Consider the following 24,304-nt stretch of genomic DNA (forward strand, 5'->3'; position numbering starts at 1 on the left):
TTACTTATTGATTTTGTAGTTTAAAATACTCCTAGCAATACACCCACAGTAACAATTGCTGTCAAAATAAGTATAACTTTGGTAGCACTCATTCTTTTTTTAGCAATTAGCCACCACGATAATATGACCATCAATAATGGTAGCAATCGCGGGAAAATTCCATCCATGACTGACTGGAGCTCCTGTACCTCAGTCCCCATAGGTATTGTTAATGCAGTTGATAAATAGATATTAGAAGCTGCTAGTCCTCCAACTACCATAATCCCTAAGATATTAAAAGCATCTGTGATTCTCTGGGCATTTTCTCCAACAATAACATCGATTGCATTGACACCTAATTTATAGCCATAATTAAAGGATAAGTAGCTTATCAATGGACCTGCGATACCAAATGAAATCATGTAGAATAATGGTCCGATGGCACTTCCGTTAACAGCCATTCCCATGGCGATGGAAAGTAGTAACGGAACAATGATACCTTGAATGATTGAATCGCCAATTCCTGCTAGAGGGCCCATTAAAGTAGCTTTGATATTGACAGGCATATCTTCACTTACTTCTTCACCTAAAGCAATCTGTTCTTCTAAGGACGTCACAATTCCATTAATTAATTGTCCGGTTTGTGGTTCTGTATTGTAAAACATAGAGTGTCTAGTCATCAATCGGCGTTGCGCTTCGAGATCATCTTTATAAAATTTCTTTGCGAATGGAATAAATGCATATGCCCAGGCATGAGCTTGTAACTTTTCATAACTCATGGATGACAGATGAGTAAAACCCCAACGAGCCCAAATTTGTCTACGATCTTTAACTGTTAATTTTTCTTGCATTGCTGTTCACCTCTCCGCTCTTTAAAATAATTCGTCATCTTCGAATACTGCTGCACTAGATCCTCCGCTCTCAGTTACAACACCTCGGCGCTCTGAAGCAAGGTATACAACATACGCAACAAGTGCTGCAATAAAGACTAAAGCAATCATACTTAGTCCAGCGAATGCCATCAGTACAAATCCAGCAAAGAAGAATATAAAATGACTACTTTCTTTAATAACAATATTCATTAACATTGCGATACCTAATGCAGGAAGTACGCCACCTAGGACTGAAATAATATGTGTAACTACTTCTGGAATGGTATTCAGCAACCCATCAACTAGAGGTTGTCCATAATAAACGGCTAGAAATACAGGTACTGCACGAAGTAAAAAGGTGGTAATTTGTGGTCCAATTACATGATTGAATGTGATACCGTTGTAATCAAGTTCTTCTGCAGCCTTTTGTGCTTTCGTATTCCAGAAAGAATACGCTGCCATTCTACTATTATAGAAAATCAACCCGAAGGTTTGTCCGATTAAAATTGCAAGAGTGACTGCAATTGCGGGATTCCCTCCAGTTGCCATTGCTAAACCAATTCCGCCATAAGAGGCATAAGTGATTTCGCTATTGGTAGCCCCACCAGTTGACAAATTTGCGATGAACACCCCTTGGACAGCGACACCACAGAGAACGCCTGCCGTAACATCGCCAAACGCTAAACCGACAAGTAATCCAGCAACTAACGGTCTCCCTAAGATATAAAACCCACCAGTGATACCGAACAACCACGGTGTTTCAATCGCACCGAGATAGCAGAAAATCCCTGTTAGTAATGCTGATAGCAACAAACTAGTTTCCATTTATATAACCTCCCTCATTAACTCATAGAATCATATTTTTTCTTCATTGTTGGCCAATTTTTAATGTCATCATCCGGTAATAATTGGAATTGAACATCTACCCCCTGATTATAAATATAATCGAATGCTTCATAATCTTCCTGATCAAGAGCTACAGTTCGACCTAAAACTTTTGTACCTGGCCTTGTATTCATTGGGCCAACATTCAATGTTTTACCAAAGTCAACACCAGCACGTAATAAGCTAGCAAATGTCTTTGGGGAATCACTAATCAAAAAATAGTCCTTAGGGCCTTCTATAGCTTTAGCAATTTTTTCAGGAGCAACTTCTTCGGAATAGACTCCTAACTTTAGATTACCAGCTGCCGCTCTCAACACTTTCTTACGTAATTCATCACTTGCAATATTATCCCCCACAACCAGTACCCCAAAGACATTTCTTGCTTTAGTCCAACGTGTTGTAGTTTGTCCGTGAATGACGCGATCATCGATTCTTACTAAGGTAATAGACATAAATACTCCTCCAATTTAGATTAATAAAACTGTTATTTTATAGTCCCAAGTCGTCTTCCGAATCAGATTCTTCCAATGAAATTGATTCTTTACCAGTATCAACGGCTAACTGTGCTAGCTGATCTAAGTCATTAATAGATGAAAGTGATAACCCAAGCTCAACTAACATAGGTAAATTCATTCCAGCTATTAAACGTACTTTATCTTCATGCATTAACTTATAACTATAGCTCTCGTTATGGGGCGTTCCTCCTTTGATATCTGTCAGAATTAACACATTATCGTTAGATGTCAGTTCATCTAACAATTCATTGAGCTTATTCCTAAATGTGCCAATTCCACTATCATCTAAACTGATAGCATGAATGTCTTTATTTTTTCCCGCGATCATCGTATAGCTCTCGAATAAACCGTGGCAAAAATTCCCATGTGACGCTAAAACAATTTTCATAATATCCTCCCTTTATGTAATGTCATATTACTTGTTAACGATTTCATTCTATATCAGTTAAACGCCCATGTCAACGCATTTTTGTTATTATTTTAACATTTAAGTGTTGACATATAGTTAAAAGGTGTTTTATAATTCGAATATGTAATAACATAAAAAAAGAAATGGGAGATGATCACCAATGACAAAGAAGTACACTATTGATGAATTAAGCCGTTTTATAGACCATACCAATCTTGCCGCCTATGCAACTGCAGAAGATATGAGGCTGCTGTGCGACGAAGCTAAAGAATATCATTTTAAAATGGTAGCGATTAATCAAGTTCAATCAAAGATATGCGCTCAATTTTTAAAAGATACTGATGTCAACGTCGGTGCAGCGATCTCTTTTCCATTAGGACAAACGTCGATAGAATCAAAAGTTTACGAAACTGAAGATGCAATTAAAAATGGCGCCACCGAGATTGACTATGTCATTAATTTAACCGAAGTAAAAAATGGTAATTTTGATTACATCAAAGATGAGATGGAGAGAATTGTTAGCGTATGCACTGATCATAACGTAATATCAAAAGTGATTTTTGAGAATGCGTATTTAAGTAAAGAAGAAATCGTTACGCTTTCAAAAATTGCGAAAGAAGTAAAGCCAGATTTCATCAAAACTTCTACCGGGATGGCACCAACTGGCGCTACCCTAGAGGATGTTAAATTAATGAAAGACGTTGTAGGTAATGAAGTGAAAGTTAAGGCTGCTGGAGGAGTCCGTGATGTTGACACATTCATCAAAATGGTTCAAAATGGAGCTGAAAGAATCGGAACTAGTGCTGGTATTAAAATAATTGAGGATTTTAAAAAACAGTTACTAGCTTCCGGAAAAGAATTTATGGAATTTTAAATAAATTTAAACTCTCTTATTATTTGATAATACTAAGAGAGTTTTTTTGGAAGGATAATTTATCTAATGGACAATAAAAAATTACACGAAGGAATAAGAGAGGATTTACTTGAGAAAATACTCAACAACACATATAAATTGCATGAAAAAATCCCCAAAGAGCTCGATTTAGCCGAACAATATGGAGTGAGTCGCCCAACCGTAAGACAAGCAATACAAAGTCTTGTAAATGAGGGGTATTTAGAGAGAATCAAAAGAAGTGGGACTTTTGTTCGTCAAAAGAAAATTAATCAAGAATTCACCCATATGATTAGAAGTTATGAAGATGAAATACAGCAAAAAGGGCTACATCCGGTAACTAAAATCATTTCCTTCACTAAAGAAAATGCATCCCAAGATGTAGCACATAACTTAAATATCAACGAGAATGATAAAGTATTCAAATTAACGAGATTAAGATATGCAGGAAATGAACCTGTTGTATTAGTTACAACATATTTCCCATATAAAGGATTAGAGAAACTGGAGAACGTAGACTTTGCACACAGGAGCCTATATAAAGAATTAGAATCGTTAGGCTATCCCGTTGTTTCTATACAGCGGAAACTAGAGGTAATAAAAGCTGATGAACTTTCTGGAGTCATGCTTAACATTCCGATTAATGATCCAGTATTCTATTTCCATTCTGTTGGGAGTACAGTTGATGCAACTCCAGTTGAATATTCTGTTTCTTGGTATCGAGGGGACGTAAACTCGTTTGTATTTAACATCAACATCACGTAATCAGCTAAGGAAATAAATCCTATTCCATTAGATAAAGAATTCTTCACCACTTATCGTAAAAAATATCGGAGTAACAATTTAATAGGTTTATTTGAATCATACAGGAGATATGAGGAGGACACGCCAAGATGGAAATGCTATTAAAATGGGCGATAGTAGGAACTGGAGGTGTTGCCCATGAATTTGCCAATCAGTTTCAATCAGACAATGCTGTTATAGAGGCTGTAGTATCCAGAAATCAAAACGCGGCTGATACTTTTGCAAATAAATTTCATATTAATAAGGCATACAGCGATTACGAAAGCGCTCTATCAGATAGTGAAATAGACATAATTTATATTGCGATTCCGCATAATATGCATTACGAGTATATCTATCGGGCATTAGAAGCCCACAAACATGTGGTCTGCGAGAAAGTTATTGTGTTGAATAGCAGACAATTACGTGTATTGAGAGAACTTGCCGATAAGAACGGTTTGTACCTATTTGAAGCTATGACAATTCACTTTATGCCTGTTTATAAAGATGTAAAAGAGTGGATCAAAACAAACGATTTAGGTCCTTTAAAAATGATTCAGGTCAATTTCGGGAGCTATAAAAACATAGAAGATCGCTATTTCTTTAAAAAAGAACTAGCTGGCGGTGCACTTTTTGATATAGGGGTCTATGCCCTAAATTTCGCCCGGTTCTTCTTGTCGGAACAGCCTAACAGCGTCCTCACACAAGTCGTTATGAATAAATCGGGTGTTGATGAAAGCTCTACTATAAGTTTAAAAAACGAGAAAGAAGAATTGGCTAATATATCTCTAACATTCAGAGCAAAGATGCCAAAAGTAGGGATAATTGCTTTTGAGAATGGTTATTTTACAGTTGATAATTATCCGAGCGCAAATAATATCTTATTCACATCTCATTCAGGAGATAGCGTATCATTTGAATCCGGATATTCTACCAAAAGGCTTAATTATGAAGTGAAAGAAATATCTCAAATTGTTTTAAGTAAAACATCTAATCCATACATAGATTTAACCTCAGATGTCCTTGAAATAATGGATAAAGTACGGAAGGAATGGAACTTAACATATGATGGTTTCGAAACTATTTGAATGTACAGCAACAGCCAGCCACACAACTATTATCTGTTAATCTGAATTAATATAGTTAACTAAACATAGCATTTTAAATGTTAAAATTAGTAAGAGTAGTAAAGGGGAATCTTGAGTCAAGATTCCCCTTTACTACTCTATTATATTGCATTAATATTCATACTCTGTATAAAGGGATTATGAAATCCTACTAGATAGTGCAACGATATATATGTGAACCAAATGCTACCAATAACTATAAGTACTCCTTTCATTATGTTATTTAATCCTTCCCAAGAGAAACCAAAAAATATCATAAAAGTGGGAATGACAAAGTTACTTACTATTTCTCCAGACGTCATTGCATAACCCCTGTTCATTTGTACTGAAAATCCTATAACCATAAGCATGATAATATACACTATTGCTCTGCTCTTATTTAAAGCAACTTTACCAAAAAGCATTATAACTCCCCCTAACGTGACTTTATTGTACTATCTTTATATTGTAACAAAACATAGAAGGTTTTTCTCGTTCTCTGTGTGTCTCTAGGTAATTGAACCTTAAATCTTCTGTGGCGGGTTACACTAGCATCATAAAAGAGAATTTATCTGGACGGAGTAAATGGAAAGAATAAGCAACAAAAAGGAAGTGCTATGTTGTTCATTTCTGATTTCAGGGTACGGTGAATAATTCGGCAAAAATAATAATTCAAGTATGATATAATTTCTTCAATTATTAAGGCTTGTCAACACCGGTTCAAAAATGTTGTTTTTCACCGGTTTAAAAAATGTCGTTTTTCAGCGGTAAGACGATGTTGCTTTTCACCGGCTTCTGCCGAAAAACAACGGGGGACTGTCTTTTTTCACCGGTCGATCACGGAGGATCGTCCGGTGTTTTTTTCTTGGAACGCTGCTCGCGTTCCAGCTTGTAGTCTTTCATGCGATATGAGTTTCCGGTGATCTGGAATACTCTGGAATGGTGGATCAGGCGGTCAAGAATGGCTGCTGTCACGGCGCTGTCCTGAAAAACGTCTCCCCATTTGGAAAAGGGAATGTTAGTCGTCAGGATGGTGGAATGCACCTCGTGCCTCAACCGGATCAGTTGGAAGAGGAGACTGGCCTCTTGTTTGGCAATAGGCAGGTAGCCGATTTCATCGATGATTAGGAGCTCGTAGTTCGAATAACGTTTTAAAACCCGTTCGAGTGTTCCTTTTTCATAAGCTGATTGGAGCTTTTGGATCAGCTCATGACAGTTGATGAATATGGCCTTAACGCCTTGATGGCAGGCTTCCACGCCGAGGGCAGTCGCCAAATGCGTTTTCCCGACACCTGAATTACCGATGAATATAATATTTTCGGCTTTTTCAAGAAAGCCCATGTGCTGCAGATCCAGAATTTCATGCCGGTTGATGCTTGGCTGAAAGTAGAAATCGAAGTCTTTGAGTGCACGAATGACCGGAAACCGCGCGTTTTCTACAGCACGCTCCACTTTCCGATCGGACCGAAACGCCAGCTCTCGATTGGTTAATTCCAGTAGGGCTTCCGTGAAGGGAATCGCTTCGCGGTTTACGACTTCCTGGTAGTTGGGGAAGTATTCCCGCATCCGAAGCAGACCGAGTTTTTCAAAATTATTGAGGAGTTGGACATGGTTACTCATTGCAGCACCTCCTACACATCATCATACTGCGCCAAAGAATTTTCAATGAACGCATAGATTTCTTCGTCCTCTTTATGCTTAAACACATCAGACTTCAAAATCTCGTAGGCGTCATGAGTGTCGTACGTATAGGATCGCTTTTTTTCACTAATCGGATGCGTTTGAATCAATTCTCCATTATAATAAATGTGTATGAATGCGGTAGTGAGTCGAATTTCGACTTCCTCGCCGATATATTTAATGGGAACGGAGTACTTACTCGTTCGAAATTGGACCATGGATTCTGTGCTGACGATACGGCGAATATCGTCACAACTGTATTCAGCCAACAGTTCAAAATCGAATGCCTGTAGGTGCTCTTTTTCGTGTTCCCATAAGTCGATTGGCCGTTGGCCTGTCGCTTGGGAAACCTCATAATTGAGCTCTTCGGCTAAATCATGGACGTAGTGACAGAGCTCGAGCTCATCATCAAATTCGCCATTCATAACGCGCAACCGTTCGCAGGTTCTTGCCAAAGCCTCCACCTTTCCTTTTGTCTGAGGCCGGAACGGACGACAAGCGATAGGCTGAAAACTGGCATCCTTACTGAAGGCGTAGAAGGTGTCGTGGAAGACGACCTTTTTGTATTGGGATTTGGCATGATTGACCACTGTTTTCATATTGTCGAACCAGATTTCCCTGGGTACACCGCCGGTTAAATAAAAGGCATCGTTTAAGCACATGAATAACGTATCTTGCTTTTTCTCAAAAGTCAGTTCCAAATATTTCATGCGTGAATAACCCAGCACGTACAAGAAGATATTGAATGTGACGGGCCGCCCGGAACTCGTGTAAAGGGTCATATTCTCCTTCCAATCCACTTGCGCCGACAGACCAGGGTTCGTTTCAATTCGAATTGTTGCCTTCTTGGTTTTTGTTTGTTTCAGTGTTCGGCAATAGTCCCGAAGAATCGTGATTTTTCCTTCGTATCCTCGCCGTTTAAGGAGCGAATAAATCGCCGTAGCGGAACAGCCTTCCGAAACCTTTTCGTCAATCAGGGTCCGATAAGGATCCAATTTACTGGCTTTCTCCGGCACGGGTTTCCTGGGCTTAATCAACTCAGGATTCTGTTGTTCCTCAAAGTGTTTTTTAATGGTACGTGGATCACTGTCGTATTGACGTGCCATCTGTGCAAAATTTGGTTTGATGTCGTTCATAATGTAGAACCTCACTCCTTCTCGAATATCTTTTCTCATGCTCATTACCTCCTTGTGTAGATGAGATGAAATAAGTATATTCAAAAAAATGTATGATTTCCGACATTTTTCAAACCGTTGTTTTCCTACATTTTACTACCGGCGTTAACAAGGCTACTTATATAGACGTAGTTTTGAATTTTTTTTGAGCAAAAGCATAGATACCGATTCACAAATTAATTTTTAGGAGATGATAAAATGGAATATAACTGCTACGGGCAACCTATCGGACCAAGTTTAAAAGAAAGTTGTTTTAGAGAACTGAATGCAACAATAATAGAAGGAAACACTTGCGATTTAATCCATGCATCAGAGGGCCATGCACACGTATTCTATACCGATATTTTCAAAAAAGGACTTACTCCGCCAGATTGGACTTATCTGCCCTTCCCATCCTTTCCATCAGAAGAAGCGTTTGCTGATATCTTCAACAAGACTTTTTTGTCCGAAGACCCTTACTTTTTTGGAATTTGGAATAAAGAGCATTCAAAAGTGCTGGGCACTCTTTCGCTAATGCGTAACGATCGACAAAATGGCGTTATTGAAGTAGGTTATGTAATATACAGTCAGCAATTGAAAAAAAGCATTCAAGCTACCGAAGCCCAGTATTTGTTGGCAAAGTATGTTTTTGAGACTTTAGGGTACAGAAGATACGCGTGGAAATGCGATAGTCTAAATGAACCTTCTAAATTAGCTGCAAAGAGGTTAGGATTTGAATATGAAGGCACATTCCGGCAGGCAGTTGTATACAAAAATAGAAACCGTGATACATCATGGTTCTCAATGCTTGATTGTGAATGGGACCGGAATAAAAAAAGACTCGAAAAATGGTTATCGCCGGATAATTTTGACCAAGACAGAAAACAGCTGCTTTCTTTAAACAACCTAAAATAATTGGTAATTACCTTTGTCAGTTTTGGGTACACCCAAATTAGACATAATTAAAGAAAAAACGTAGGCTTCTATTTTCGATACATGATTTTATCCGATTATGGTATATAATCGTTTATTTCTGGCGGTCATAAAAAAGAACCCTATGGGTATAGGGTTCTTCATACATGATTTTATCCAATTTCATGTATGAATCAAACTTTGAGAATTGTCTTAATAGTGATTATTTTGGATACATTTCATTAATCAGTATTTACTAAGTGAATTATATGATTTTTATTTTTGAAACCAGCTAGCTCACTAAAGATACTAGGTTTTAATTCATTTATAATTTTTAAAGATTCCCATGTAATATCTTGATCATCATTATCTATACCATGATATTCTTTTTTCTCTTTTATTTTACCTTTATAAACAAAAAGAAATTCATGAAAATCCTTTTTTGATTGTTTTTCTAAGAAAAAATTTTCAATTACTGAAAATAATTCTACATCATAAAATTTTTCTCCAGTTTCTTCCAAAACTTCACGTTTTACTGCTTCACTAGTAGTCTCTGAAAATTTTACTCTACCACCTGGTAAAGAAATTATTCCATCAACGTATTTAGAAACTAGTAAACTATTTTGGCTTTCTATCCATGCTGCTACCCTAATATTTAATTTTCCTGAATCTGTATCTAAAGTTAAATCCATATTAAATTACTCCTTAACGTTTATTTAAAATAATAAAAATGAGTTAAAAATATACCTTATTTTAAAAAGGTTCTTGATACACGACTTTATATAATTTCATGTATTGTTAAATAATAAAAAAATATTTGCTTACGCTATATTGTTATTTTTCTCTATTGGGACCCATATCTGCATTTGATATTCATTAGAATTAGTAACTTTTTCGGGGTAGAATTCTAAATCGACGTCTCCAGAATATGTATAACCACTTTCCGGGAAGAAGTTCTTCCACATATAATTCCACGCTTTATGTATTGAATCGGGGATTTTTCCATTACATGGGATGATAACAAATGTTGATGATTTTACCTGAATGACTTCAACAGGTAGATGGTTAACTTTATCTGGGTTTTCAACTTCCCACCCAGCCATATACTTAATTTTCCCATCATCTGTGATTCCATAGCATACTCCGAAGCTTCTTCCACTACTAAGATTTATTAAATCGTCAATTAAGTCAGAATGAGATAACTGATTCCAAAGAATTGAAATATCGGGATTCATGATAGTCGTTTCTATTGAAATACCAGCCACATAAAAAGCAGGAAGTACCTTTATTTCTATCGGAAGATTGTTCCCTCCTTCGACTGATAAATTTAATTCTAAAGAATTAAATAGGTTAATTGGAGCATCTTTACGGGCTGCGGACGGAGTAGCCCCATGTTGTTTTTTAAAAGCAACAGTAAAAGCATCTGGCGTTTCATATCCATATTTTAAAGCAATCTCTAAAATATTATGTTGTGTGTGTTTAAGTTCAAAAGCAGCTCTTGTTAATCGTCTTTTTCGAATATAATCAGAAAGTGTGATATTAAAGAGCACTGGAAACACACGCTGTAAAGAACTGCTGCTTATACTCAAACCTTTACAAAGTTGAGTATAGTTTACGTCTTGGTCAATATTATTTTCAATGCGGTTTATAATCTCTAATAAATCATCCATTTTATACACTTCCTTTTGTAAGTATCATACTAGCATTGAAAAAGATTGTAAAATCCTAATTTTCTTGTACAGAAAATGACGGGAAAGAACTCGTGAAGAAAGATAGAATCTAATCAGGAGGTGTTAAAATGAATTCATTTATTGGAGATGTACCTTTATGCTACACTAACTCAGTCGCTATGGTGCTAAAGTCTTATGGGTATCATTTTCAACCTGAGTATATAGAAGCCCTAATGGTAATGGGTAATGGGGCAAGCTTTGTTGATAAGAATACAAAACACCCATTAGTTTTTTTTGACAACGGACTACCCGATTTATCTATTAGTAACTCTTTAACTATGCTTGGATTCAATTATGAAGAATTTTACTTAACTGATATTGACGAAAATTCCATCGAACTTAGTAAGAAAAAATTAGAACAGTTTTTGAGAAGGGGGTCAGTTATTGTTGGTCCCTTAGATATGGGACACTTAAACTACAATCCAAATTCTATCAATCAAAGCGGAGTTGATCATTTTGTTTCAGTAACAAATCTAGAAAATGATTATATCTATTTACATGACCCTGCTGGTTATCCTTATATGAAAATGAGATTTGAAGAGTTTGTAAAAGATTGGAGAGCCGAAGATGTTGATTATAAAAGAGGATCATTTTCAATGTGGGGAAATTTATACCGAACTAAAACACCCACTGCTAAAGAAATTTTTCATTGCGTATCAATTGTTATGAAAACTCGTTATGAACAGGGAGATACAAAAGTAATAGAGTATTACGCGAATGCGATTAAAACAAATGGTTTAAATCAACAGCAACAAAAAATTCATCACTATTTTAGTTTTCGATTAGCTTCTGCTAGAAATTTATATATGAGTGAGTTCCTTAAAGAATTTGACTTACCTAGAGCCGAAATTAAGGAGAAATTGGCTATTTCGTTTGGACAAGCACACTTGGACAGCATGAAAAAAGAATACACCAACTTGGCAAATACACTTATGGACATTGCTAAACTAGATGAACTATTTAGAACATTATGTATTCAACATAAAGGAGACTGATAATTATGGATAAAACCATTAATACAGAATTGGGGATTATACAAGAGGTTACTGTCGAAAAAATGAACTTTCTTTATATAGAAATACCGAATGATATAGACAATCAAAAAAAAGCTTGGCCCACATTTGAAGCCCGCTTTCCTTCTTTAACAGGCAGGAAAATGTATGGACTAGATTATGGAGAGAGCAAATTATACAGGGTATGTACACTCGTTCTGGAAAGTGATCATGGAGAATTATTTGGATTTGATCAATTCGAATTTGAGGGAGGAACTTATATACGATTACGCCTCAAATTTGATCCACCAGAACTATATGAAAAAATCGGTCCAGCTTATCAGTTATTAATTGGTCATTACGAAGAGGATATCAATTGGTCATTTCCATTTATAGAACACTATAAGGCAAAAAACATACTAGATATCATGATTCCAATTACAAAATGATAATATCGATTTTATTATACTTACTACACAATCAAAGATAGTGAATCGCCATATGACAGAATTAAGTAATAGTAAATTTCAAGTTTAAGTTAGCCACCTATTTTATCAAATGTATCTTTGCTTAAATAGTAGTGCTTTAATTGATTAATAGAAAGCCGATTGAACAAGTGACCTTTAAACGAGGAAGTATTTTATTCAACTGGGTGACTAACTTGAAATTTACGACCCGAATCTTTTTATAAATCCTTATAAATTTCTTATAATTATCTTTTATACTCTACTTATAGGCAAAATATAAGTTTATTAGGAGGTAATTAAGATGTCAGATTATATTTTTTCTTTTTTTTGTGCCTTATAATTAAAGGTGTTAGATTGCGTCATAACTCAACGCCATAAACACATACCTTTTTTTCTGTAAAAGTACAAAATTTGCTATCTAAATCAGATTGGAGACATAATATGAAATATTTACCACTAACAAAATCTGCTGAACTCACGAAAAATTACAGGCGCGGAGGATGGATTACTTTAATAATTGGATTACTTATTTTTTCATTAGTTAGTAGTTTAGTCATTCAAATAGGTTCCTTTTTTTCTGATAGTTTTGGAATCCTCATTCAACTTTATTTCTATTCATTAGTAATTTTAGCAATTATTCTATACTCTAAATTTGTAGAAAAAAGAGATATTCAATCGTTAGGGATAAGTTCTAAAAATTTCACAAAAAATTATTCTTTTGGTGCAATTTTGGGTTTCGTAATGATAGGAGCAACTATTATAGGCAATTTGATTATGCAAAGTATTTCAATCAGCATAAATAATAACGTTAATATATTATATTTAATATTACTTCTGTTTGGCTTTTGTATTCAAGGCTTTGCAGAAGAGCTTCTCTTTAAAGGATATATTATGAATACTATAGCTAGCATGAGCAATATGACTATAGGAATAGTTATAAATTCTGTTATTTTCTCATTAAATCATGCAATTAATCCTAATGTTACGAGTATTGGATTAATAAACATATTTTTACTTGGTTTCTTACTATCGTTAATATTTTTTTACAGTGATAATTTGTATTTAGTAGGAGCTTTGCATAGTAGTTGGAATTTTTTTATTGCTATTTTAGGGTTACCAGTTAGTGGAAAGATAGTTAATGAAACCATATTTAGAATTAAAACAACTGATAGCCTTTCGATCTTAAATGGTGGCAATTTTGGATTAGAAGGTGGATTATTAGCAACTATAATACTGATAGTTGGCGTTGGAACATGTCTATCTTTTATAAAAATAAAACTAGAAGTGGCCCTGTAAAAGTACAAAATTTGGTTCTGTTGCAAAGTTACCAAAAGAACCGTTCGAGTCCTACAGGGTACATTTCAAAAGCAATTTCTCCAAGTTGATTGAACCTACTCATTTCACAGGAATATACTGAGTTTGTACCTTTTCATATTGTACCAACTCCTAACCACTGGCTCACACATTCATTGTGTGGGTCTTTTCTCTTTTTCAACTCTGATAACACCGTACTTTTGGCGATATCTACGAAAAGTTCTTCTGTTAATCCCCGTTTGCTGCTCCACTTCTTTATCGGTTGCTCCAGCCAAGTATAATTTAAATGCTAACTGAAGACGCGGATCATTTTCCTTGTATTTCGGTTTACCACCTTTATATTTACCCTTAGACTTTGCAATCGCTATTCCTTGTTGCTGCGTTTCTCGAATATATCTACGTTCTTCTTCAGCTTGGTACTTATACAGCTCGATGATTAAATTGTTGAGTAATCTTCTTAAATTATCATCACCAATACCCGTTAACGCTGGCAAATTTAGAACTTCTAGCGTAGCTTTCTTCAACTGAATTCGATTCATAGTGTCCGTCAATTCTCGATTGTTCCCTGGTTCAAAACGTTCCACATTTGAGGGGAAAGATCGCTTCGCAAGCGAATTCCCTTGTGAATTGGAACAGATGTATCGCGCCTTGCCTTTTTTGGCATCACAGAAAAACCAGTTAGAGGAACATTTGAACAAGCAGATCAGTCAGTTTTTCGACCGCAACCTTTCGGTTGCCTTCTATGACGTCACGACTTATTATTTTGAGTCGGTCAAAGCAGATGATTTGAAGAAATTTGGCTACTCAAAGGACAACAAAGTGAATCAGGTTCAGGTTGTGATGGGACTCCTCATCGATGACAAAGGCATTCCGATCAGCTATGAATTATTCCCTGGAAACACCAATGATTTCAAGACTTTGGAGCCTGTACTCATACGATTGAAGGAGCAGTACGGCATCTCCAAGATGATCATTACAGCGGATCGAGGGCTGAATTCCAAAAAAAATCTGGTGTTCCTAAAATCCATCGGATTCGAATATATCATGTCCTACAAAATCCGTTCCGGTTCGAAAGCTGCCAAAGCAATGGTTCTCGAAGAAGAAGGCTACACCTACTCTTCAACTGATTTCAAATGGAAAAAATGCGGCTTTCAATCGACGGTCCGGATAGATAGCAAGAGTCATGAGATTCAGGATCAACTCCTGGTCACGTGGTCCTTGAAGCGAGAACGAAAAGATCGTAAGGACCGCGAGCGGATTGTGGAAAAATCCCGTAATCTCGTGGAATCCAAGTCGAGAATGAAGTCAGAAATGAAAAAAGGCGGGAAAAAATATGTTCAACTGACCTTGATGGAAGATGATCAGATTTCATTTAACGAGAAGCAGTTGGAAATTGATGAACGGTTCGATGGCTATTACGGAATCGAATATAGTGATGCCACATTAACACCGGAACAGGTGTTGGGGGCTTATCATGGGCTTTGGAAAATTGAGGAAAGTTTCCGAGTTCTGAAAAGCAATCTGGAGGCAAGACCCATTTACGTCTGGAGCGAAGACAGTATTCAGGGCCATTTCGTTCTCTGCTACTTAGCGTTGGTTCTGCAGCGCCTACTGGAATATCACCTTCATGAAAAAGGAATCGACTTCTCCACGGAGGCAATCCAGACCGCTCCTCGCAGCGCTACAATCACCAGTGTGAATATGGACAATACTGATATTTTTATCAAAAACAAAGCAACCGAAGGTTTCACCGACATTCTGGGTGTGCTTGGGTTAGAAGATATTCCCCCCTTCGGGAAAAAAGACAAACGCAAGCGTGCATATCTACATACCAAAAAATAAAAAAATCCCCATAAACGCATATATAACGCGATTTATGGGGATTTTTCGGTTTAGCAACTGTAAAAGTCGGGAGAGTGCAAGTAAACTGAAAAACTTACGACAGTCAATCACGTTGCCCTTAAATAATATACCCGTGAAGCTTTTTAAAAAAATAGCAGGTAAAGCAATTTTGGCTTTACCTGCTAAAATAATTTGATTCATTACCCATTGATTCTTTTAATTTCCCTTTTTTGATTCATAAGAAAGCTCAGCAACAAGTTGATTGTAATAAGTACCAAAAGTGTGCCAACCAACGGCCATATATTAAGGCCAGTACTAGAGATGCCTAAAATCTCTTTAAGAGAATCGAGAATGTTCATTGTAATCTGTTTATCAATGGTTTGGAAAAGCAATCCTACCAAAGTTGGAATCATGATCAGTGCCAATAAAATCAGAATTTTTTGGATTCCGGAAAACAACTCATTAAAGGTGCCTATGACAACACCAATGGTACTTGCAAAAAACAGAAAGAAAAATAACAAGAACCAGCTTGGAAAAAAGGCACTTTTACTATATAAATCTACCAGAAAAATTTCAAATCGGAAGTTGCTGATCAATGGGCGGTCAAATAGCTTTTGAATAAGTACCAGTAAACCAGAAAATCCTACCGAAATCAAAGCGTTCGTCCAAATATTAGCCAGAAAGATATTCTGACGTGAAAGGCCATTCTGAATGAATAATTTAAAATCAGAATTAATCCCAATTAATGCCAAGATAAACATGAAACAAATGGCACTAAAAATTATGTCCGAATGAACGATTTCCGTTGTATCCGAAAGAAAAATGGCTAAAAGCGGCATCAAGCAAGCGAATACGGTGAAGTATGCCATATAGATTAATAGCGATCGCGTCTGGTAGGTTAAACGATAAGTGATAGCAGTCTTTAGTTTCATATTAAATACCCTTCTTTCCTTTAGTTAACTGAATGAAGTAGGTTTGCAAATTTACCGGGGCAACCGTGATATTCTCAGGAATTGCTTGGTGCAGCTCTCCTGAAACATACACATTTACCAATCCGCCCAGTTCTTCTTTGCCCACCACATTCAGATGCTCCGCAAAGCTTTCGACCTGTTCTCTAGGTCCGGAGATCATATTGCTCTCCCTTAAAATATTTTCCACGGTATCCGTCAGTACTATCTTCCCATGATCGATGATAATGACTTCTTCAAAGAGATTGGTAATTTCCTCAATCAAATGGGTTGAAACAATGAATGTGCGAGGCCGTTTTTCATAAGCTTCAACCAAGTAGCCATAAAATAAGTCCCGGTAATTAGCATCTAAACCTAGCACAGGTTCATCCAGAAATATGTAATCACAAGGTACACAAAGCGCCGTAATCAACTTGGCTATACTGCGGTATCCTGTCGAGAGCTTGCGAAACTTTAAATTTGTATCAAGTTCAAAAGCCGCAACCAGCTCTGTGGAAAATTCCCAATCAAAGGTTCCGTACAAACCTGCACTGATTTTGAAAATGTCTTTCACTTTCATGCTTCCCGGAAAAAGATTGTCTTCGCTCATGAGATAAATCTGATTCAGTTCCTTTTCGTTTTCCGTAAGCGGTTTGCCATCCAGCAAGACCTGGCCGGCGCTAGCAAAGCTACGATTATTGATAATATTGAGCAGGGTACTTTTCCCTGCCCCGTTTCTCCCCAACAAGCCATAAATTTTTTGTGGTTCGAATGACACAGTAACATCTGCTAAAACGGCTTTATCTTGGTATTTTTTACTTATTTGCTCCACAACCAAACTCATAATTGATACCCTCTTTCGATTAATTTTTTTAATTGCTCGGCGGTAATACCTAGTTTTTTGGCTTCTACAACCAAGTGAGCGATTTCTTTTGTTAGGAATTCTTCTTTACGGATACTTTTAACTTTATCTTGTGCACCTGCTAATACAAACATACCTAATCCTCGTTTCTTTTCAATTAATTCTTGATCAACAAGCAAGTTCATCCCTTTTAAGACGGTCGCCGGATTAATTTGATAGCCTTTCGAGATTTCTGTAGTGGAGGGAATCTGCTCTAGCTCTTTATATGAGCCATTCAAAATACCTTCCGTAATTTGATCCGCAACTTGTTGAAATAAAGGTTTGCTTCCTGAGTATTCAAACTTCAATTTTTTCACCTCAGTCATTCGGTTAATTACTTATGTAACTAAGTTTATACGTGAAACATAGAGAAGTCAACATATACTATCTAAAAAAATATTTGCGTTCTATCGTTTAAAAAGAAAAATACCGATTTTCTGACACTTTGAAGCTGTCAGAAAATCGGTATTGAAAAATATTTAACTAAGATTTCACACCCTAGAAAGGAATGTCGATCATTGATACGATAATGGGTCCCCTATAACATAATTATGCCGCGAAAACCGCGCATCAGAGGGCCATGCACACGTATTCTATACCGATATTTTCAAAAAAGGACTTACGCCGCCAGCTTGGACGTATCTGCCCTTCTCATCCTTTCCATCAGAAGAAGCGTTTGCTGATATCTTCAACAAGACTTTTTTGTCCGAAGACCCTTACTTTTTTGGAATTTGGGATAAAGAACATTCAAAAGTGCTGGGCACGCTTGCGCTAATGCGTAACGATCGACAAAATGGCGTTATCGAAGTAGGTTATGTAATATACAGCCAGCAATTGAAAAAAAGCATTCAAGCTACCGAAGCCCAGTATTTGTTGGCAAAGTATGTTTTTGAGATTTTAGGGTACAGAAGATACGAATGGAAATGCGATAGTCTAAATGAGCCTTCTAAATTAGCTGCACAGAGGTTAGGATTTGAATATGAAGGCACATTCCGGCAGGCAGTTGTGTACAAAAATAGAAACCGCGATACATCGTGGTTCTCAATGCTTGATTGTGAATGGGAACGGAACAAAAAAAGGCTTGAAAAATGGTTATCGCCGGGTAATTTTGATCAAGACGGAAAACAGCTGCTTTCTTTAAACGACCTAAAATAAGCACCTTTCAGATACACAAGAAGAATCCCTTCTTATGGTCAGATTAGTGCACCGAAACCATAGCAAGGGATTCTCTTCATGTCTGCATTACGTAAAAATGATAATATTGCGAGCATACTCTCGAGTTATGACCATGACTATCTAACTTATGCACCTAGCCAAAACAAAAACTGATTATGAGTCCCGTAATCAGTTTTTTGTTTGTATTGAATCTAATATCTTCTATATAATACGGTTATTTTTAACTTCATCGACTACTTAAGTAAGTTACTTTGAATTGCAAGCTGTTCTCCCAAATAAATTAGGAAAGAGCTATGAAAATCTGCCGTCAAAACTCCGAAAATCTCAAGTCTTGCTTGGCGCATTCACCGCAAACCATCGGTGCGTTCTCATAGCGTAGAGCCAATGAAGGCATTATTTGAGTATGAAAGTGGCTAGGTGGAAGACTCCACTTCATCCAGCACTTCTCTCCCGCCTCAATCACCTTATTGCAGTTATTGCAGTGGAATTTCTTATCCGGTTCACTGTACATAACTTCCCCTCCTTCAATTCTAAGTTTCTATAATTCAATTCGCTTTTAAAAATCCTTCATCCCCATGTGAATTATAACGAGGAATGCAGGCTAATAGTATAAATAGTCGGATACGCGCGAAAAAATCAACCAGTATTTCTAAGAGCCCTTACAAAAACCTTGTCCATACGAGGTTTGCAGGACAATAAACAGTAAAACTGTCTTCAGGGATATGCATTTCCTGGCTGATGACTTCCTTAAATTGCTCTACTGACATTCCCAGCCACAATCGATAACGGTTTTTTCCGTACGTGTTCCAGATCGCCAGCTCCGCTAAATGAGGGTAATCCTCAATTTCAGGCCGAGGAATCTTTTTAAAAGTTACGATGTAGTCGAAGCTGGTTTTCTCTATTGGAAATACTTTGACTTTGAAATTTTCCAAAGGAACCTCAAGCTCCTTATGAATTAAATGAACGATGTCTTCCGCATTCGTAGCTACAGTTCCTTTGAATGAATAAGGTCCAAATTTTTCCCAGTGTGTAAGCTTTCGAAAGACTTCAAACCACCGTATGTCTGTATAATGTTCGGGGTCAAACGTGATAATTGCATTGAAACTGGACGTTGGAGATAAATACTTCTTTGATTGTTGCCAGGAATAGCCCAATATCCCTACGACGACCACCAATATTACAATCTTATCCAATTTATTTCCTCCCTTTTGTCATCCTGCAACAATTGTCTACCCTCGCAACTATAACGCTCTCATGAATGTCGTAAATCCAGCTAGATAGTCTTACGATTCTGGTAAACCGCGGCCACTAACCCATTTTCTTCCGCCAACTGATTGTAATGCTTTTCAAGGTACTCCTTAACAGCTTGGGCTCCCTTTTGATAACTTAACTGGATTTCCCACTATTTTTATTTTTCCCGCTTTTCCACATCAAAATAACAATCAGTGCGATATATCCGATTGAAATACAATAAAAATGTATCTATAAAAGTCTCTTTTCATTTTTTTCTCCTATTCATAATAATCCTAAGAGGTGGTTGTTTAATGGTTAATTAGAGCCGTAAAATGATTGCTTCTCTCTGGCTATAATTATAGGATCACTCGGATATTCGGCAGCTCCTATCAGTGAAGTACAAGCTAATATGTATACATTAAGTTTGTGCTTTTTCACAATCAGGGAAAGCCTAATTTGCATGCTCATATAAATATGTTTATTTTCAAACATTTTTTTATGTTACTATTGTAACAAATAATTTATTTTTTCTATAGTTAGAACTTCAGAAAAGGGGTACTGGCATGAATTTTCTCAGAAAAATGTGGCGATTTTTAGATCGCTGGAATACATTAACCGGTTATTTTATAGGCGGCGTTTGGCTTTTATTTAATGGAAATTTCTACAACAATGGCATTACAAACATTAGATATGTTTATTTCTTTAATATAAGTGGCATATTAATGCTTGTTCTAGTGGCTCTAAAGATATTAGAAAAGGTCTTGAAAAAAAAGAAAGAAAATACGTACTAATGTGGGACTACTAAGCTACGCCATTGGTAATTACCATCCAAGCCAACCAAACAATTCGACAAAAAGTACACGTCAGCAACATAAAACGGTTTAAAGTTACTTGCATAATAACTACAGAGATAAGGGGCCAAAGCGATATGGACAATAATATACCACCCTACGTTGATTTTCCTGAGTATAACGAAGTCTCCCAAAGTTACTTGTGGCCTGTAATAGTAAAATACAAAGGACAGCCAGAGATTCATTTTTCTGTTTCAAAGTCGGAGATGATACATGCATTTCACTCAATCGAAAACGGTTCAGAAGATCCTATCCTGATTGGGTCCCGCTCTTTCGAAAGAAAAAATCTAGACTTTATGGCGTTTGAAGGCCGCACTTATGCTTTTTCCAACTGACGGGCCTTTATCCAATGGTTTGTGAATTTAATAACAAAAATGAACAGAAAGAAGAGAGAAAATGAATCCTAATCAGCAATTCTCAATATTCAGTGTTCAAAGCTCCTTTGCAGTATCTCTTCTTCCTCTTATCAGCGGAATCTTTTCTTATTCGTACTTGCCTGACCGAATCGCCATCCACATTAACGAACTGGGACAAGCGAACAACTATCTCTCAAAGTTGGCATTCTTAATCGGGCTTCCTGTTGCAGGCTTGCTTTTTCAACTGTATAGAGTGTTACGCTGCAAGAAAAAAGACCCTGCAATTAATGTTTTCGGCTGGAACCGAACGAGCTCTAGTATCCTGTTATTCCCAGTCTTCTTTGACATCGCTTATTTCTCTGCAGTTCTTTACAATTTGAATGTTTGATTGGATAGGTAAAATGGAGTAATATCCTTGCGTTTACAAACGATGTTTTGCCAACTTAAGGGGGCTACTTTATGTATGAATATGCATTTGTAGGTTATTTAGATCATGAAACAGAAGTGAATTTCCGAAGATTATGGAAAGATTTAAGTGAGCAGAATATTAGTCACTATGGCGTGGAAACTAAAGGAAAAAGGCCTCATATCACCATTGCTGATTATGATGCTTTAGATAAAAATAGATTTATACAATTAGCAGATAGATTCTATGAAGATAAAATGGTGCAAGCATTTAGCTATTGTAAAAAAAATATAGACCAAATCCACGGTACATTAAGTGGAATTGCTCTAATAGAACTTAAACTTAACAATGATGGTGTGGTAGTAGAAGATACCGTTATTTTTTCCAAGGAACTAAAATAATTCAAAACAAATTTTCTCAGATGTGTTTAAAGGAACATTTTACGGTATCCCTAGTCACTCCTGTCTCATCTGCAATCAATGAATGCCAAAAGAGTTACTACAAAGGAGTTGGTACTGAAAGGAGTGACGAGGTATGGAGAAGGTAGTTAACTTTAGATTTATAAAGAAATGAGGACTATAAATGAAAATAATAGAAAGTATCCCCTGGGTATATTATTTAGCAGAAACTAACGAATTTGAATACGACAAAGTCGGTAAATGGATGTATTTTTTTAAGGACAAAAAAGTTGCAGCGGAAAAATGTGAGAACGCAGTAAAGGATAGAATTGTTACACAGGCCAAACATAGTAATGCCGAAACAGGTGTAGCCTGCTTTTATCTTAATTGTGATGATATAGATGCACATAAAAAGGTCATATCATATTTTATCAAAAATAATATGATAGCTAAAACAGCTAAAAATCGATTTTATAATATACCTTTTAAATTAGATCAACAGACTCGTAGAGGTGAATATGGGGAAACCTTTAAATCTGAAATAACGTTAGATAAATTTATAGATTTAGACTCGGGAGAATGGCTGATTTGATAGCAGCTGCCCAATAATTTATGAAAGAGATAAATTTTAATCAATGATTGATACGAATACGTAACCTGCCTTATCTTATCTCTTATTAGTTAATATTTAACCAACACTTCTCGTCTATCAAGAATTCAATAAAATCAACATTTTACAGGTGCCGGTTTTAGGTACGCACTAAACCGACAAATAAAAAAACTGATTATGAGTCCCGTAGTCAGTTTTTTATTTGTATTGAATGTAATACCACCCTCATTTTTTAAGACTTATGCGATAAAATTCCACACTCACTTTAGCATACTATAAATACACTCCAGCAATGAAGCTGCCAGAATAATATTGATGAGCCTAAAATGTTTTTGATACATCCTTTGTATCATCATACCCATTCCAATCCAAGTGATTGTGGCAATGGTTCCGATTGTGGCAACAATCAGTTCAAACAATATTAGATCAAAAAAAGAAGTGTAGTAATCCGTTATATATCCGGTCAGAGCGGTTATACCAAACAAATAGATTTTCACATTCACAAATTGGAGCAAGAATCCTTTAAAAAAAGAGGCCGATTTTTCAGTACTTTCTGACTCAGGTTTGCTTACCGCGATATGAATGGCGAGCCATAGAATATACGCAGCACCAATATATTTCATTATGCCAAGGATATTCGGCATAAAAGCACTCACACCATAGACAAACAGTGCACAGATAATTTGAACTACATAATACCCTGCGAAGATGCCAAAAAATAAAGAGCGACCTTTTTTGTATCCATAATTTGTGACTGTATTCAATGCTAAAATATTCCCCGGCCCCGGAGTAAACGCGTTAATTATCGCATAAATAAAGAAATTCCCTAATACATATCCAGGCATTATTTTCTTCCTTTCTGTTTTTTTAGACTATAACATAAACCCTGTTTGTATAGGTTATTCCGATATTTTATGTTTTTCCATAGTTTAAAACTATGATAAAAATATAAAAATTATACTCTGTATTGTCGCAAAGCCTCAGTATATGTTACCCCCAATTCTGATAGTGCTTGCCCTTTGTTTAAAATGTACCCAATACGCATTTGTTCATTCTCTGCAAGTGGAAGTGCCACGATAGAACCGCCATGCAGATATTTCGGGAAAATTCCGCTGGAAATCGTATAACCATCCAAACCAATCATGAGGTTCACGATTGCCGCACGATCACTGACTTTGATACTCTTTTCTGCAGGTTCCATACTGAAAAGTTCTTCTGCAAAATAAGTGGAATTGTAATTGCCTTGAAGAAAACTTAAGCGAGGGTAAGGCTCTAAATCTTTAAGGGTGACAACACCCCTTTTTGCCAAGGGATGATCCGTTCTCAAAAATACATGGGGGCTGACGCTAAATAACTCATAAAAGTCCAAATTATTTTTCTCTAACACTTTTCGCATGATGGTTTCATTGCTGTTGCTTATGAAGAGTATGCCTACATCGCTAAAACGATTCTTCACATCATCAATGATTTGAAATGTCTGTGTTTCATTTAAGATAAATTCAAAACGTTCCTGTCCGAACTGTTGCACCATTTCCACAAACGCATTAGCCGTGAACGTGTAGTGCTGTGTTGAAACACAAAACCGCTGTTTTACGGGTACATTAAAAACATATTTTGATTCCAGCAAATCCATCTGTTGCACTACTTGTCTTGCATAGCCTAAAAATTCCATGCCTTCTTTTGTCAAGGCAATTCCCGTCCGACTTCGCGTAAAAATACTGAACCCGATTTCTTTCTCCACCTCTTTAATCGCATTTGAAAGGCTCGGTTGTGAAATGAATAATCCCTTTGCCGCTTCTGTAATTGACCCTTTCTCTGCAACTGTGAGTAAATATTTCAAATGTTGAAATGTCATACTGTTCCCAACTTCTTTCATTAGCTTTTCTGACCTTAT

The 24,304-nt window shown here is 36.5% G+C and carries 28 protein-coding genes and 2 pseudogenes; 14 read left to right on the plus strand and 16 right to left on the minus strand.

The genetic code is table 11. The annotated features are described in order from the left end of the window. Positions 1 to 20 precede the first annotated feature (20 nt). The 4 genes from ACKPCD_RS01060 to ACKPCD_RS01075 are packed head-to-tail and all read right to left on the minus strand — an operon-like array spanning position 21 to position 2,639. A complete protein-coding gene (locus ACKPCD_RS01060) occupies positions 21 to 830 on the minus strand; it encodes a PTS system mannose/fructose/sorbose family transporter subunit IID (RefSeq protein WP_068624642.1) in 810 nt (269 codons plus the stop codon). A 21-nt stretch (positions 831 to 851) separates the two neighbouring features. Next, entirely contained in the window at positions 852 to 1,676 is an 825-nt protein-coding gene (locus ACKPCD_RS01065; RefSeq protein WP_068624640.1) for a PTS mannose/fructose/sorbose/N-acetylgalactosamine transporter subunit IIC, read from the minus strand. Positions 1,677 to 1,693: 17 nt separating this feature from the next. Beyond that, positions 1,694 to 2,188 carry a PTS sugar transporter subunit IIB gene (locus ACKPCD_RS01070; RefSeq protein WP_086988509.1) on the minus strand — a complete coding sequence of 165 codons (495 nt, stop codon included), beginning with the start codon at positions 2,186 to 2,188 and terminating at the stop codon, positions 1,694 to 1,696. A 37-nt stretch (positions 2,189 to 2,225) separates the two neighbouring features. After that, on the minus strand, positions 2,226 to 2,639 hold the full coding sequence (locus ACKPCD_RS01075) for a PTS sugar transporter subunit IIA (RefSeq protein ID WP_319215899.1): 414 nt from the start codon (positions 2,637 to 2,639) through the stop codon (positions 2,226 to 2,228). 181 nt (positions 2,640 to 2,820) lie between these two features. Between ACKPCD_RS01075 and deoC the strand changes: the two genes are divergently transcribed. The 3 genes from deoC (at position 2,821) to ACKPCD_RS01090 (ending at position 5,423) form a co-directional block, all read left to right on the plus strand. Continuing rightward, positions 2,821 to 3,534 (plus strand): deoxyribose-phosphate aldolase, encoded by a 714-nt coding sequence (deoC, locus tag ACKPCD_RS01080; protein WP_321433743.1) that lies wholly within the window; start codon positions 2,821 to 2,823, stop codon positions 3,532 to 3,534. 66 nt (positions 3,535 to 3,600) lie between these two features. After that, positions 3,601 to 4,317: a GntR family transcriptional regulator gene (locus ACKPCD_RS01085; protein WP_319466934.1), complete on the plus strand. Its 717-nt coding sequence runs from the start codon at positions 3,601 to 3,603 to the stop codon at positions 4,315 to 4,317. Between the two features lie 128 nt (positions 4,318 to 4,445). After that, complete coding sequence (locus tag ACKPCD_RS01090; protein WP_086988513.1) at positions 4,446 to 5,423, plus strand: Gfo/Idh/MocA family protein; 978 nt, start codon at positions 4,446 to 4,448, stop codon at positions 5,421 to 5,423. A gap of 140 nt (positions 5,424 to 5,563) precedes the next feature. Here the strand turns inward: ACKPCD_RS01090 and ACKPCD_RS01095 are convergent, their stop codons facing one another. The 3 genes from ACKPCD_RS01095 to istA all read right to left on the minus strand — a co-directional run bounded on the left by ACKPCD_RS01095 (position 5,564) and on the right by istA (position 8,296). Continuing rightward, positions 5,564 to 5,866 carry a hypothetical protein gene (locus ACKPCD_RS01095; protein WP_321433744.1) on the minus strand — a complete coding sequence of 101 codons (303 nt, stop codon included), beginning with the start codon at positions 5,864 to 5,866 and terminating at the stop codon, positions 5,564 to 5,566. Between the two features lie 412 nt (positions 5,867 to 6,278). Further along, positions 6,279 to 7,061 carry an IS21-like element helper ATPase IstB gene (gene istB, locus ACKPCD_RS01100; RefSeq protein WP_086990953.1) on the minus strand — a complete coding sequence of 261 codons (783 nt, stop codon included), beginning with the start codon at positions 7,059 to 7,061 and terminating at the stop codon, positions 6,279 to 6,281. An 11-nt stretch (positions 7,062 to 7,072) separates the two neighbouring features. Next, on the minus strand, positions 7,073 to 8,296 hold the full coding sequence (gene istA, locus ACKPCD_RS01105; protein ID WP_319215877.1) for an IS21 family transposase: 1,224 nt from the start codon (positions 8,294 to 8,296) through the stop codon (positions 7,073 to 7,075). Between the two features lie 198 nt (positions 8,297 to 8,494). Between istA and ACKPCD_RS01110 the strand changes: the two genes are divergently transcribed. Next, positions 8,495 to 9,190: a GNAT family N-acetyltransferase gene (locus ACKPCD_RS01110; protein WP_321433745.1), complete on the plus strand. Its 696-nt coding sequence runs from the start codon at positions 8,495 to 8,497 to the stop codon at positions 9,188 to 9,190. Between the two features lie 239 nt (positions 9,191 to 9,429). Here the strand turns inward: ACKPCD_RS01110 and ACKPCD_RS01115 are convergent, their stop codons facing one another. Together ACKPCD_RS01115 and ACKPCD_RS01120 are read right to left on the minus strand one after the other, a co-directional pair. Further along, complete coding sequence (locus tag ACKPCD_RS01115) at positions 9,430 to 9,879, minus strand: NUDIX domain-containing protein (protein WP_086990857.1); 450 nt, start codon at positions 9,877 to 9,879, stop codon at positions 9,430 to 9,432. Between the two features lie 129 nt (positions 9,880 to 10,008). Beyond that, positions 10,009 to 10,857, minus strand: coding sequence for an AraC family transcriptional regulator (locus tag ACKPCD_RS01120; RefSeq protein WP_086990855.1), 849 nt, complete (start codon positions 10,855 to 10,857; stop codon positions 10,009 to 10,011). Positions 10,858 to 10,985: 128 nt separating this feature from the next. Here ACKPCD_RS01120 and ACKPCD_RS01125 point away from each other — a divergent pair, with 128 nt between their 5' ends. From ACKPCD_RS01125 to ACKPCD_RS01135, 3 genes are all read left to right on the plus strand, one after another. Next, a complete protein-coding gene (locus tag ACKPCD_RS01125) occupies positions 10,986 to 11,912 on the plus strand; it encodes a YobF C-terminal domain-containing protein (RefSeq protein ID WP_086990854.1) in 927 nt (308 codons plus the stop codon). A 5-nt stretch (positions 11,913 to 11,917) separates the two neighbouring features. Further along, complete coding sequence (locus ACKPCD_RS01130) at positions 11,918 to 12,358, plus strand: hypothetical protein (RefSeq protein ID WP_034537918.1); 441 nt, start codon at positions 11,918 to 11,920, stop codon at positions 12,356 to 12,358. A gap of 459 nt (positions 12,359 to 12,817) precedes the next feature. Next, positions 12,818 to 13,672, plus strand: a complete 855-nt coding sequence (locus tag ACKPCD_RS01135; protein WP_321433746.1) for a CPBP family intramembrane glutamic endopeptidase — start codon at positions 12,818 to 12,820, stop codon at positions 13,670 to 13,672. A gap of 170 nt (positions 13,673 to 13,842) precedes the next feature. On the opposite strand, the pseudogene ACKPCD_RS01140 reads toward ACKPCD_RS01135, so the two are convergent. After that, a pseudogene (locus ACKPCD_RS01140) lies at positions 13,843 to 14,253 on the minus strand (recombinase family protein); the annotation flags it as partial. On the opposite strand from ACKPCD_RS01140, the pseudogene ACKPCD_RS01145 reads away from it, so the two are divergent. Further along, positions 14,249 to 15,532 (plus strand): annotated as a pseudogene (locus ACKPCD_RS01145) (IS1634 family transposase); the annotation flags it as partial. The pseudogenes ACKPCD_RS01140 and ACKPCD_RS01145 overlap by 5 nt on opposite strands. A 200-nt stretch (positions 15,533 to 15,732) precedes the next feature. On the opposite strand, the gene ACKPCD_RS01150 reads toward ACKPCD_RS01145, so the two are convergent. The 3 genes from ACKPCD_RS01150 to ACKPCD_RS01160 are packed head-to-tail and all read right to left on the minus strand — an operon-like array spanning position 15,733 to position 17,688. Continuing rightward, complete coding sequence (locus ACKPCD_RS01150; protein WP_119093536.1) at positions 15,733 to 16,464, minus strand: hypothetical protein; 732 nt, start codon at positions 16,462 to 16,464, stop codon at positions 15,733 to 15,735. A gap of 1 nt (position 16,465) precedes the next feature. Next, entirely contained in the window at positions 16,466 to 17,323 is an 858-nt protein-coding gene (locus ACKPCD_RS01155; protein WP_086989635.1) for an ATP-binding cassette domain-containing protein, read from the minus strand. After that, a complete protein-coding gene (locus tag ACKPCD_RS01160; protein ID WP_086989651.1) occupies positions 17,320 to 17,688 on the minus strand; it encodes a GntR family transcriptional regulator in 369 nt (122 codons plus the stop codon). The genes ACKPCD_RS01155 and ACKPCD_RS01160 overlap by 4 nt, the downstream gene beginning before the upstream one ends. A 334-nt stretch (positions 17,689 to 18,022) precedes the next feature. On the opposite strand from ACKPCD_RS01160, the gene ACKPCD_RS01165 reads away from it, so the two are divergent. After that, positions 18,023 to 18,535 (plus strand): GNAT family N-acetyltransferase, encoded by a 513-nt coding sequence (locus ACKPCD_RS01165; protein ID WP_321434522.1) that lies wholly within the window; start codon positions 18,023 to 18,025, stop codon positions 18,533 to 18,535. Positions 18,536 to 19,215: 680 nt separating this feature from the next. Here ACKPCD_RS01165 and ACKPCD_RS01170 read toward each other — a convergent pair. Next, positions 19,216 to 19,749 (minus strand): hypothetical protein, encoded by a 534-nt coding sequence (locus ACKPCD_RS01170; protein WP_321433747.1) that lies wholly within the window; start codon positions 19,747 to 19,749, stop codon positions 19,216 to 19,218. A 603-nt stretch (positions 19,750 to 20,352) separates the two neighbouring features. Between ACKPCD_RS01170 and ACKPCD_RS01175 the strand changes: the two genes are divergently transcribed. From ACKPCD_RS01175 to ACKPCD_RS01195, 5 genes are all read left to right on the plus strand, one after another. After that, a complete protein-coding gene (locus ACKPCD_RS01175; RefSeq protein ID WP_119093267.1) occupies positions 20,353 to 20,580 on the plus strand; it encodes a hypothetical protein in 228 nt (75 codons plus the stop codon). A gap of 137 nt (positions 20,581 to 20,717) precedes the next feature. Next, on the plus strand, positions 20,718 to 20,975 hold the full coding sequence (locus ACKPCD_RS01180; protein ID WP_119093268.1) for a hypothetical protein: 258 nt from the start codon (positions 20,718 to 20,720) through the stop codon (positions 20,973 to 20,975). 61 nt (positions 20,976 to 21,036) lie between these two features. After that, positions 21,037 to 21,384, plus strand: coding sequence for a DUF1648 domain-containing protein (locus ACKPCD_RS01185; RefSeq protein WP_321433748.1), 348 nt, complete (start codon positions 21,037 to 21,039; stop codon positions 21,382 to 21,384). A gap of 71 nt (positions 21,385 to 21,455) precedes the next feature. Then, positions 21,456 to 21,803: a hypothetical protein gene (locus ACKPCD_RS01190; protein ID WP_321433749.1), complete on the plus strand. Its 348-nt coding sequence runs from the start codon at positions 21,456 to 21,458 to the stop codon at positions 21,801 to 21,803. Positions 21,804 to 21,984: 181 nt separating this feature from the next. Then, positions 21,985 to 22,392: a hypothetical protein gene (locus tag ACKPCD_RS01195; RefSeq protein ID WP_321433750.1), complete on the plus strand. Its 408-nt coding sequence runs from the start codon at positions 21,985 to 21,987 to the stop codon at positions 22,390 to 22,392. A 278-nt stretch (positions 22,393 to 22,670) separates the two neighbouring features. On the opposite strand, the gene ACKPCD_RS01200 is transcribed toward ACKPCD_RS01195, so the two are convergent. Then, complete coding sequence (locus ACKPCD_RS01200) at positions 22,671 to 23,255, minus strand: LysE family transporter (RefSeq protein ID WP_068562245.1); 585 nt, start codon at positions 23,253 to 23,255, stop codon at positions 22,671 to 22,673. A 110-nt stretch (positions 23,256 to 23,365) separates the two neighbouring features. Then, on the minus strand, positions 23,366 to 24,265 hold the full coding sequence (locus ACKPCD_RS01205) for a LysR family transcriptional regulator (protein ID WP_086989649.1): 900 nt from the start codon (positions 24,263 to 24,265) through the stop codon (positions 23,366 to 23,368). Between the last annotated feature and the right edge of the window lie 39 nt (positions 24,266 to 24,304).

The sequence above is a fragment of the Trichococcus flocculiformis genome (assembly GCF_963662535.1).
GTDB classification, from domain to species: Bacteria; Bacillota; Bacilli; order Lactobacillales; family Aerococcaceae; genus Trichococcus; species Trichococcus flocculiformis.